This is a genomic window from Mycobacterium sp. TH-M116, assembly GCF_057473685.1.
In genome coordinates, this window is record NZ_JBYCLC010000155.1 from 1 (window position 1) to 11,460 (window position 11,460).

General features: G+C 65.9%; 9 protein-coding genes and 1 pseudogene. 7 read left to right on the forward strand and 3 right to left on the reverse strand.

The window, feature by feature from the left end; translation table 11 throughout:
- Together AC2VOK_RS07625 and AC2VOK_RS07630 are read left to right on the forward strand one after the other, a co-directional pair.
- On the forward strand, positions 1-2,492 hold a 2,492-nt coding region (locus AC2VOK_RS07625; RefSeq protein WP_428899927.1), incomplete at its 5' end, for a PPE family protein.
- Positions 2,493-2,542: 50 nt separating this feature from the next.
- Positions 2,543-4,288, forward strand: a complete 1,746-nt coding sequence (locus tag AC2VOK_RS07630) for a glycosyltransferase (protein ID WP_428899928.1) — start codon at positions 2,543-2,545, stop codon at positions 4,286-4,288.
- 19 nt (positions 4,289-4,307) lie between these two features.
- Here AC2VOK_RS07630 and AC2VOK_RS07635 read toward each other — a convergent pair whose 3' ends face one another.
- Complete coding sequence (locus AC2VOK_RS07635) at positions 4,308-5,525, reverse strand: PucR family transcriptional regulator (RefSeq protein WP_343709719.1); 1,218 nt, start codon at positions 5,523-5,525, stop codon at positions 4,308-4,310.
- An 84-nt stretch (positions 5,526-5,609) separates the two neighbouring features.
- Here AC2VOK_RS07635 and AC2VOK_RS07640 point away from each other — a divergent pair, with 84 nt between their 5' ends.
- Positions 5,610-6,746, forward strand: coding sequence for a ferredoxin reductase (locus AC2VOK_RS07640; protein WP_428899929.1), 1,137 nt, complete (start codon positions 5,610-5,612; stop codon positions 6,744-6,746).
- Positions 6,747-6,761: 15 nt separating this feature from the next.
- A complete protein-coding gene (locus AC2VOK_RS07645; protein ID WP_343709721.1) occupies positions 6,762-7,934 on the forward strand; it encodes a fatty acid desaturase family protein in 1,173 nt (390 codons plus the stop codon).
- 28 nt (positions 7,935-7,962) lie between these two features.
- Here the strand turns inward: AC2VOK_RS07645 and AC2VOK_RS07650 are convergent, their stop codons facing one another.
- A complete protein-coding gene (locus AC2VOK_RS07650) occupies positions 7,963-8,217 on the reverse strand; it encodes a hypothetical protein (protein ID WP_428899932.1) in 255 nt (84 codons plus the stop codon).
- Between the two features lie 246 nt (positions 8,218-8,463).
- On the opposite strand from AC2VOK_RS07650, the gene AC2VOK_RS07655 reads away from it, so the two are divergent.
- A complete protein-coding gene (locus AC2VOK_RS07655) occupies positions 8,464-9,141 on the forward strand; it encodes an SRPBCC family protein (protein ID WP_343709722.1) in 678 nt (225 codons plus the stop codon).
- Between the two features lie 61 nt (positions 9,142-9,202).
- Here AC2VOK_RS07655 and AC2VOK_RS07660 read toward each other — a convergent pair.
- Positions 9,203-9,484 (reverse strand): annotated as a pseudogene (locus AC2VOK_RS07660) (Hsp20/alpha crystallin family protein); the annotation flags it as partial.
- Between the two features lie 158 nt (positions 9,485-9,642).
- Between AC2VOK_RS07660 and AC2VOK_RS07665 the strand changes: the two are divergent.
- Positions 9,643-10,836 carry a site-2 protease family protein gene (locus tag AC2VOK_RS07665; RefSeq protein ID WP_428899930.1) on the forward strand — a complete coding sequence of 398 codons (1,194 nt, stop codon included), beginning with the start codon at positions 9,643-9,645 and terminating at the stop codon, positions 10,834-10,836.
- 133 nt (positions 10,837-10,969) lie between these two features.
- Positions 10,970-11,460: helix-turn-helix transcriptional regulator (locus tag AC2VOK_RS07670; RefSeq protein ID WP_428899931.1), on the forward strand; the 491-nt coding region annotated here is incomplete at its 3' end.

The window sequence follows — 11,460 nt, forward strand, 5'->3', positions numbered from 1 at the left end:
TGAATCTGGGTTCCGGGAATTTCGGGATGTCCAATCGCGGTATCGGGAATCACGGTGACTTCAACCTGGGTTTCGGGAACTTCGGAAACTACAACTCGGGCTTCGCGAACACTGGTAGCTTCAACATCGGCATCGCGAACACCGGAAACAACGACATCGGGATCGGGCTAACCGGTAACGGTCAGATCGGGTTCGGCGGGTTAAATTCGGGCACGAACAATTCGGGTCTGTTCAACTCGGGTGACGGGAACACGGGCTTCCTGAACTCCAACGTCGGAAACTACGGTTTCGGGAATTCCGGCAAATACGATACCGGGATGTGGAATTCGGGGCAGGCCAACACGGGTTCGTTCAATGCCGGTGATGCCAACTCCGGCAACATGAATGTCGGCACGGCGAACACGGGTAACCAAAACGTGGGCGACTATAACTCCGGCTTTTTTAACCCGGGCTCCTCCAACACCGGTCTGTACAACACCGGAAACGCCAACACCGGCTTCATGAACTGGGGGAACCTCAACACCGGCGGCTTCGACTCGGGCAACATGAACAACGGGTTCTTTTTCGGCGGCAACGGCCAGGGTGCTGTCCAGATCGAGATCGCCACCCCGACCATCACGTTGCCGCCGATCCACGTGCCCTCGGTGAGCGTTCCCGCGTTCAGCTTGCCGGCGTTGACGATTCCGCCGGTGTCGATTCCGGCGGTGAACACGCCTGCGGACATCGTGGTGGGTGGGTTCGGGTTGCCGGCGTTGACGATTCCGCCGGTGAGTATTCCTGCGGTGACGACGCCTGCGGACATCGTGGTGGGTGGGTTCGGGTTGCCGGCGTTGACGATTCCGCCGGTGTCGATTCCTGCGGTGAACACCCCGGGCGATATCACGGTGGGTGGGTTCGGGTTGCCGGCGTTGACGATTCCGCCGGTGAGTATTCCTGCGGTGAACACGCCTGCGGACATCGTGGTGGGTGGGTTCGGGTTGCCGGCGCTGACGATTCCGCCGATCACGATTCCCGCGGTGAACACGCCCGCGAACATCACGGTGGGTGGGTTCGGGTTGCCGGCGTTAACGATTCCGCCGATCACGATTCCCGCGGTGCACACCCCCGCCGATATTGTCGTGGGCGGCTTCGGGTTGCCGACGCTGAGCATCCCGTCGGTGAACATCCCCGCGTTCACCGTGCCCATCGATATCAACGTGCCCGCGTTCAGCCTGCCGTCGCTGGACATACCCCAAATAACCATCCCGGCGTTGACCATCCCGATCGACCTCTCCGTGCCGGGGTTCAACACGCCGACGATCACCGTGCCCAGTGGCACCACACCGCTGATCACGCTGCCCGTTTTTCAGATCTCTGGGTTCAGCACACCTGATATATCAGTGAGCGCATTTTATACTCCATCAATATCCTTCCCGGGGATGTATATTCCTACAATCACTGTGCCCGGCGTTCAGTTGCAGAGCAACAATATGCAGATCTTGAACCTCGAATTAAGCATCATCGGCGGTAAGGTTGCGCTTCTCGACACCGTCCCGTTTACGCTCTACGGCGGGCAAATTGGGGCGTTCACCATCCCGCATTTCACCATTGGTGGTTTCAGCCTGCCGCAGATCACCGTCAGCGGCGACAACGGAGGTCCGTTCTACGACACCCCGACCATCGACGTCCTGCCGTTTACCATCCCGGGGTTCACGGTGCCCAGCGTCAATATCGGCGGGTTCAGCCTGTCGCTGGATGCCGGAACCCCGGGTTTCACCATCCCGCATTTCGAGATTCCCTCGATCGGCGTCGGCGGATTCAGCTTGGACCTGTTCGCTTCGACTCCGGGTTTGAGCACCCCCGCGCTGAACATCCCCTCGATCGGGGTGGGGTCGTTCACGTTGCCGCAGATCGACATCCCGCAGATCACCACCGATGCGTTGACGATTCCCTCGATTGGGGTGGGGTCGTTTACGTTGCCGCAGGTTCATACGCCGCAGATCACCACGGATGCGTTGACGATTCCCTCGATCGGGGTCGGGTCGTTTACGTTGCCGCAGATCCACATTCCCGAGATCGTCACGTCGACCTTCACCATCCCCGCGATCGGTATCGGCGGGTTCACCACACCGGCCATCGGCATCCCCAGCATCACCCTGCCCGGCACCACCATCGTGCGGTTCGAAATCCCCGAGCCGCCCGGGTTCGGGAACACCAGCAGCGCCCCGTCATCGGGCTTCTTCAACACCGGCGCGGGAGGCAGCTCCGGCTTCGCCAACGACGGCTCGGGTCTGTCTGGTTTGTTCAACCAGAGTTCTCAAGGCAGCGAATTCGGTTCGGGTTACGGCAATTTCGGTACCATCATCTCCGGTGTGTCCAACCTCGGCAACGACATCTCCGGGTTCGGCAACATCGGCACCCTGGACAACACCGTCGCCAACTGGGTCTCCGGGTTCAAAAACATCGGCTACGAACTCTCCGGCCTTTACCTTTCGGGCACCACGACGTCGTGACGGTGGCAATGTCTGACTCCTCTGCGGCTCGCCCTGCGATCTGCCTCAACATGATCGTTCGCAACGAAGCGCACATCGTCGTCGAAGTGCTGGATGCGACCGCGCCCTACATCAGTTCGTGGGTGGTCGTCGACACCGGATCCGACGACGGCACCCAGGATCTGATCAAGAATCACATGGCACGTCTCGGTATCCCCGGGGAGTTGCACGAACGGCCGTGGCGCGACTTCGGCCACAACCGCTCCGAGGCGCTGGTGCTGGCCCAGGGCCACGGTGACTACATCTGGGTCATGGACGCCGATGACACCGTGCTGGGCATCCCGGATTTCACCGGCCTGAGCGCCGACATGTATTTGATGCGTGTCGGGCAGGCCGCCGCCGGGCTGCACTGCTGGCGCGCCCAGTTGTTCCGCGACGGATTGCCCGTGCGCTACGAGGGTGTCATCCACGAGACGCCGGTGTGTGATCAGCCCTGCGTGACCGAACGTCTGGAAGGAGAGTATCTGATCGAATCCCGCCGGCTCGGTGCGCGTAACGCGGATCCGCAGAAAAAACTCGCCAGCGATCTCGAGTTGCTGCTCGGTGAGGTCGGCCGCAATCCCGAGGACACCCGGTCGGTCCTTCACTTGGGCCAGACGTATTTCGACATGGGTGATTTCGCCAACGCACGCAAGTGGTATGCGCGGCGGGCGGAGATGGGCGGCTCGACAGAAGAGATCTATCACGCGCTGTACCAGGTTGCGGCCGCGATGGTGCAACTCGGGGCACCGTGGCCGGAAACCCAGGACGTTCTCCTGCAGGCGTGGGATGTTCGGCCCAATCGGGCGGAGCCGCTGTATGTCATCGCCCAGCAGCATCGCGGCAATCATCGCTACCGGCTCGGTTACCTGTTCGCCAGGGTTGCCGCCGAAATCCCTTTCCCTGAGTCGGATACGTTGATGGCCCCGGCCGATGTCTACGCGTGGCGCGCAGCCGAGGAGTGGGCGGCCTGCGCGTCGATGATCGGCAAGCACGCCGAGACGTTCGCCTTGTGCCGGATGCTGCTGTCTCGCCCCGGCATCCCCGAGGAGGATCGCCGGCGGATCGCGGCCAACCGCGACGTCTACGTGCCGATGATGATCGACGCGGCATCCAGCTACCCCGACACGGTGGTGACTGATCTGGTGCAGCGCCGGGCCAGGAGGCCGGGCGATTCCGACGTGGTCGTCACCGTGGTGGCGGGGCCGGATCGCGACAGCATCGAACAGACCCTCAACTCGTTTCTGCACTGCTGCCTGGACGTGTCGCGAGTGGGGCGTTTTCTGGTGTTCGACGCTGGACTCTCAGCCGAGGATCGCGCGCTGCTGCAAGATCGCTACGGTTTCCTCGACATTGTTTGTCTCGGGGCCGAGGACCAGCCGGCGGCCCCGGTCGGCTCCCTTCGCCCCCACGTCGACGCCCGGTTCTGGCTCCACCTCGGCCAGGGTTGGCGGTTTTTCGCGCCCGACAATCTTCTCACCCGCCTGACCGCGGTGCTGCGGGCCGAAGCCGACGTGGTGCAGGTGGGCATCAACTTCGCCGATGCGGTGACGTTGACCGGTGCCTGCGCGGCCGACGATGTGGTCCGTCGTGATGCCGACACCGGCCGCTACGTCCTGGCTGCCGCGCAGGTCAGCGGGCCGGCCATGTTCGATACCGAACGCCTGGACCGGGTCGTCACGTCCGGGCGGGGGAGCAGGGAGTCCGGGTTTGGCTGCGCGAGCCTCGACGAAGTGCTCTGCCTCAAGGCGACCGCCGCGCCGACCGGCACCGCCTGAGCCTCCGAGAGTTCCCGTCTCAGCGCCGGGACAACATTTTCTCGGCCCCCGCGCCGAGGGCGACGGTCAGTTCCAGAACGGTCCGGGGGTCGCTGAGCTGCTCGCCGTAGAGTTCGCGCAGTTGACTCATCCGGTAGCGCACCGTCTGAGGGTGGACGAAAAGGTCGGCGGCCACCGCGTCGCGCCTGCCTTGATGCAAGATCCACGACCGCAGGGTCTCGGTGAGCCGCGCGGCGGTATTGTCCGGCAGCCGCGACAGCGGCGCCAACGCGCGAGTGCGGAGATCCTCGGCGGCTTCGCGGTCGGCGCCGAGCACGAGTTCCACCAGATGGTCGTCCGTGTCGAGCGCTTCGTTGCGCTCCGTGCCCAGCAGATCCCGGGCTCGCAGCGCGCGATGGTAGGACGACCGGACGTGCATCCACGGGCGCGCGGGCCCCACCCATGCCCGTCGCTGGGACAGCGTCGACAGCAGCCGGCTGCGTCGCGGCCCGGCCATATCGGGAACCAGCACCGCCGCGAGTGCCTCCGACGCGTCGATCCCCGGCAGGTCTTCGGTCAGCTGAAGTACTGATTGGCCGAATTGCGCTGCCAGCCCTGGTGTCTGGGCCACCGGAAGCACGACCGCGGTGAGCGAGTCAGGGTGCCGCCAGCCGGCCTTGTCGGCGCCGGCGAGCAGTGTCGCCTCGGGTTCGCCGGCGAGCAGGTCGTGGGCCAACCGGTCGAGGTAGCGCTGGCGAACCCTTCCCGTGGTGGCCAGCTCGTCGGCATGGCCGGACACGCTGGAGGCCGACAGTTCGTCGATGTAGGCGAACACCAACTCGGCGAATCTGGCAATCGTCGACGCGGGAAGCCCCGCGGCCACCGCTGTCGTCGACAACTCCCGCCAGGCCACCCGGGCGCCCACGCGATAGGCCGACAGCAACGCATCGATGGAGCGGCCATGACGGGCCTCACCGCGGCCCAGTTCGTAGGCGCCGTCCAGCGCCGGTGACAGCGGCGGTCCGTGGTCGGAATCCTTCGCCCGGGTGGCCAGTCGCAGGAACGCGCCCAGCGACGTCTGCACCGCATTCTCGATGTTCTGCCCCATCGGTCCGCTGAACGCGTCGGCGTAACTGGGCACCTCGACAGTGATCGCGGTCACGGTGCGTTCGGCCATCGCCGGCAGGATCGCCTCGAGTGCCCTGACCACGGGTTCGTCGAGCTGCAGCCCGCTCAACCGCAGCGATGGCTCGGACAAAATTATTCCTCCCGAACAAACTAATGAGGGTTTTTCACGCGGATGACTCAAGACTTTACATCCAAGGATCATAACTATGGTGTTATGACCACTCTGGCAACCCGACCGGCACCTCGACCTCCCTCCAGGCCGGCCCTCGTCGGCGCAGTGCGTGACCGGGTGCTGCAGCTTGCCGAGCGGATTGCTCTGCCGCTGACCACGCCGCTGATTCCCGCCGACTATCTCGACATGATCGATCCGCTGCGTTCCGGTGCCGACCTGCGCGGGCGGGTGATCGCGATCCACCCCGAAACCCGCGACGCGGCCACCCTGGTGGTCAAGCCCGGACGCGGTTGGCGTCCGCACCTACCCGGGCAATACGTGCGCGTCGGGGTGGATGTGGACGGTGTGCGCCAGTGGCGGGCGTACTCGCTGACCTCGAAGAAGGACCGGCGCGATGGTTGCCTTGCGATCACCGTGAAGGCGATCCCGGGGGGTGTTGTCAGTAATCACCTGGTGCGCCGCACCGCCGTCGGCGCCGTCATCCAACTGGACCAGGCAACCGGCGATTTCACCCTCGGCGACCGGGCCCCCGACAAAATTCTGTTTGTCACCGCGGGCAGCGGCATCACCCCGGTCATGGGCATGTTGCGCAACATGGCGGGCGTCGGCGGCGGCGCCCCCGACATCGTTGTGGTGCACTCCGCGCCCACTCCTGATGACGTCATCTTCGGATGGGACCTGCGCATGCTGGCCCATCAGCGTCGAATCACGTTGGTGGAGAAGCACACCGACACAGACGGCATGCTCGACGTTTCGCGCTTGACCGAGATCGTTCCCGATGTCGCCGAGCGCCAGACGTGGGCCTGCGGTCCGGCTGGGCTGCTCGATGCGATCCAAGAGCGCTGGGCCGCGGACGGCATCGCCGAACAGTTGCACATCGAACGGTTCCGCCCCGCCGTCATCGCTGCCGGCGAAGGAGGCGCCGTGACCTTTTCCAGAAGCGGTGCCGTCGTGGACGCCGACGGGTCGCAGACGCTGCTCGACGCCGGCGAAGCGGCGGGAGTGTTGATGCCCTCGGGCTGCCGGATGGGCATCTGCTTCGGCTGCGTCGCGCCGCTGCGTCAGGGCGCCGTGCGCGATCTGCGCAACGGCGACCTCACCATCGCCGCCCCGGGCGACGACGTGAAGATCCAAACCTGCGTCTCAGCCGCCGCAGGCGCATGCGAACTCGACCTCTGAACTGAAGGAGCCAAGATGACTGCCACTATGACTGCGACACAGACCGACCCGACCGCCCACCTGTCCGATGAGGACATCGAAAACCTTGGGCGCGAACTCGATGCCATCCGGGAGAACATCCTGGCCGGTCGCGGTGAGCGCGACGCCGCCTACATCCGTCGTGTCATCACCGGTCAGCGCAAGCTTGAACTCGCGAGCCGCGCCGTCCTGCTGGTCTCGCTGTTTCCGCCCGCCTGGGTGATCGGCACCTTCGGGCTGTCGATCTCCAAGATCGTGGAGAACATGGAGATCGGGCACAACGTGATGCACGGGCAGTGGGACTGGATGCGCGATCCGAAGATCCACTCGACAACCTGGGAATGGGACAACGCCTCACCCGCGGCGATGTGGAAACACTCCCACAACGAGGTCCACCACACCTACACCAACGTGCTCGGCAAGGACCGCGATCTGGGCTACGGCATCATGCGGGTCGACGAAGACCAGCGCTGGACGCCCTTTTATCTGGCGCAGCCGTTGTGGAACTTCATCAACGCCTGCTTGTTCCAATACGGTATCGCCGCATACGATCTCGAAATCGGCAAGTACCTCAAAGGGCGCAGCGACAAGGACGAGTTCCGGCGACAGGGCGCCACAGTGCTCGCCAAGGTGCGCAAGCACCTGATGCGCGACTACGTGCTGCATCCGCTGTTGTCGGGTCCCTCAGCGCCTACGACGTTGACCGCGAATGTGACCGCGAATCTGGTCCGAAACCTGTGGACCCATTCGGTGATCATGTGCGGGCACTTCCCCGAGGGCGTGCAGACCTACGACAAGGCTTCGATCGACGGGGAGACGCGCGGGCAATGGTACCTGCGGCAGATGCTCGGCTCGGCGAATATTTCCGGCAACGCTCTGCTGCACTTCATGACCGGCAATCTGTCCTTCCAGATCGAGCACCATCTGTACCCGGACCTGCCCAGCAACCGCTACCAGGAGATCGCCCCGAAGGTTCAGGAGATCTTCGAGCGCTACGGGCTCACCTACACCACCGGAAGCCTGCCTCGTCAGGTGGCCTCGGCGTGGAAGAAGGTGTTCCGGTTGTCGCTGCCCAACGATTTCCCGCGCAAGGCGTCGCAGGCTCTCCAGCCCGCCGCGATCAGGGACGCGATCTTCGCCGGGCCGCGCCGAGAGGCGCAGGCCGCCTGAGCCGCGGTACGGGGATTCGGTACAGCGCTCAGTCCCCGAGCGCCGGGCCCGTTCCCCGCGGCGGTTTCACGACGCGGGGGGCGGGGTCGCCGACGCCCACATGGGTCATGACATGGTCCAGCACCAGGTCGGAGAGATCGCCGTCGTCGGCGACACGGGCGAGTCCATGCCGCCGCAGGAACGTATCGAGACGGCGGTCCGGTGACCAGTCGGCGTAAATAGGGCCGGCATATCGCGAGTCCAGAAACTCGCTGGCCAGATCGTCCAAGTCGGAATCGGTCAACAACAGCGGTAGATGGCCACCCATAGTCGCCTGCTCCTTTGTTCAGCCGCGACCGCACCTGCCCAGTCACGTCAGACGGGCGCCATTGTGCCATCGCGCGGCCGACGGTGGAAGGGTTCATAGTCATCTCTGAGGAACGGTCATCTCTGAGGAACGCGCCGCAAGAACATCCGCGGGGCGAAACGGCGCGGCCGCGAGGACCATCGACCCTGTCGGGCCGCGGGGTCCGCCGCGCAGACTCGAACTGTGGCCTACGTCAGGAAACGAATCGCGCAGGCGGCGGCGCTGACCGGTCTGCTCTACGCCGCACGGCGGTACTACCGCAACTGGGGCGCGACCAAGGCGGAGTGTCAGATGACGCTGCCGGGCGACACCCTGGTGGGCGATCCCGCGATCCAGACCACCGAGGCGCTGTACATCGACGCGCCCGTCGCCGCTGTCTGGCCCTGGCTGGTCCAGATGGGTCAGGACCGGGGCGGGTTCTACGGCTGCGCGGGGCTCAAAGACCTGCTGGGCCTCGCGCATCGAGACGCCGACCGCATCCAACCCGAATGGCAGCAGCGCGGCGTCGGGGACGTCGTGCGTCTGGCTCCCGCGGGCTGGATGGGGCTGCCGGGAGGCGTGGCGCTGACCGTCGCCGAGGTCGTGCCCGGAAAATACCTCGTGCTGCAGGCCGCCCGGCCGGAACTGCGCTGGAACGCGGTCTGGTCATTCCACCTGCAGCCACACTGGGAGGACCGCGTGCGGCTCCTCACCCGCACCAGGATCTCGCTGCGTCACCCCGGCGAAGTCTTCGCCATGGAGCTGGTCCGGCCGCTGGTCGCGCTGAGCACGCGCGGCTTGCTGCTGGGGGTCAAGCATCGGGTGGAGCGGCCGCCTGCGCCTGGCCCGGTGCGGCCCCGCTCCGCTAGCGAAAACAATTGACGCACCGAACGTCTGGAGTGGCTGGGCCCGGGCGTTGGCGCCCGGGCCGAGCCGGATCCGGTTATTTGTTGATGGCGATCCTGACGTGCTTCTCGGCGGGCGCCGGCTTCGAAATCGCCACCGAGACAATCAGGATGCCCTTGTCGTAGGTGGCCTTGATGTCGTCTTCGTCGGCGCCGGCCGGCAGTGGCACGGTGCGAACGAACGAGCCGTAGGAGAATTCCGAACGGCCGTCGAACTCCTTCTTCTCACTGCGTTCGGCTGTGATGGTGAGCTGCCCGTCGCGGACCGTGATGTCGACGTCCTTGGCCGGGTCGACGCCGGGAATCTCGGCGCGCACCTCCTACGCGGGTGATGGCCGGGAAGCCGCGGGCCGATCGGCCGCTCCGGCGAGGCCGAACGACCCTAGTCCCGGCTGCGGCTCCGGTCTACTTTTGCGGTGGGGACGAATGCGTGCATCGACCGAAGATGTTGTTCGACAGGGGTTGTGGAGGTTCCGACATGGGAGATGCGATCCCGCTGGGGCGGATCGCCGGCTTTGCGGTGAAAGTCCACTGGAGTGTGCTGGTCATCCTGTGGCTGTTCACCTGGAGCCTGGCGAGCACGTTGCCCAGCGCTGTCAAAGGCTATTCGCCCGCCGGCTACTGGCTGGCCGGTGCGTGCGGCGCCCTGGTGCTGCTCGCGTCGTTGCTGGCTCACGAGCTCGCGCACGCCGTCGTCGCTCGCCGCGTGGGGGTGTCGGTGGGAAGTGTGACGCTGTGGCTGTTCGGCGGGGTGACCACTTTGGGCGGCGAAGCCAAGACCCCCAAGGCGGCCTTTCGGATCGCCATCGCCGGCCCGGCCACCAGCTTGGCGCTGGCGGCGATGTTCGGCGGGCTGGTCGTGGGCCTGCAGGCCGCGCACGCCGCCCCCATCGTGGTGGGCGTTTCGTCCTGGCTGGCGATGATCAACCTGGTGCTGGGCCTGTTCAACCTGTTGCCGGGCGCCCCGCTGGATGGCGGTCGGGTGCTGCGTGCCTACCTGTGGCGCCGCCACGGCGACGTCGTGCGTGCCGGCATCGGCGCGGCGCGCGCCGGACGGGTGGTGGCCTACGTCCTGATCGCGCTGGGGCTGGCCGAGTTCGTGACGGGCAGCCTCGTCGGCGGCGTATGGCTGGCGTTCATCGGTTGGTTCATCTTCGCCGCCAGCCGCGAGGAGGAGACGCGGATATCGACCCAGCAGCTCTTCGCCGGGGTCCGCGTCGCCGACGCGATGACGGCCCGTCCGCACCGCGCGCCCGGGTGGATCAGCGTCGACGATCTGATCCAGCGCTACGTGCTGGGCGACCGCCATTCGGCGTACCCGGTCGAGGATCGGGACGGGTCGATCGTGGGGTTGGTGACTTTGGCTCAGCTGCGCGACGTCGCACCCGTTCGGCGCCCCACCACGACCGTGAACGACATCGCGCTGCCGCTGCACGCGGTGCCGACCGCGGCACCGCAGGAGTCGTTGGGCGCCCTGCTCGAACGGATGGCGGCGGTCGGTCCGCGCAGCCGGGCCCTGGTCGTCGACGGCGGCCAGGTGGTCGGCATCGTCACACCCAGCGACATCACCCGCCTGCTCGACGTCTACCGGCTCGCGCAACCCGCTCCGGTCCCGGCCCTCGAACGCGGTCCCAACGAAAGGTATTCCCGCGCAGAGCGTCCCGGCGCCTGACTTTCCGGCGTTCGCCGCCACGTCGACACCTCATGTCCGTCGGTCCCACGGATGTTCTTTTCACGAACGGTATTGTTGAAAAGCCGGTGCCTGAGGTGCGCCGCCGGTACTTCCGAAGGAACACGATGCACGCATGATGTTCGAGGTCACCCCAGCGCGGGAATCAGTCGGCCGCCGCCGCAAGGTGCTGCAGGTGTTGCGGGCGTCGCCCGATCCGATGAGCATCGCCGCGATCGCCGAGGTGCTGCGCGTGCATCCCAACACCGTCCGGTTCCACCTCGACATACTGCTCGGGGACGGCCAGGTGGAGCGGGTCGATCCGGGCCGCAAGGGGCCCGGGCGCCCGGCGCTGATGTTCCGGGCGGTCCGGCAGATGGATCGCGGGGGAGCGCGGCACTACCGGATGCTCGCCGAGATCCTGTCCGAGGCGCTTGCGTCCGAACGGGATCCACGGGCCAAGGCGCTGGGCGCCGGGCGCGCCTGGGCCTACAAGACCCAGTCCGCCGCTCAGCGGCCGGTCGCAGAAGCCATCGGAGCCGCGGAGGCCGTCGATCGACTGTTCGGACTGCTCGACGACCTCGGATTCGCCCCCGAGTACCGCACGGCCGAGGGGCGGGAGCAGAT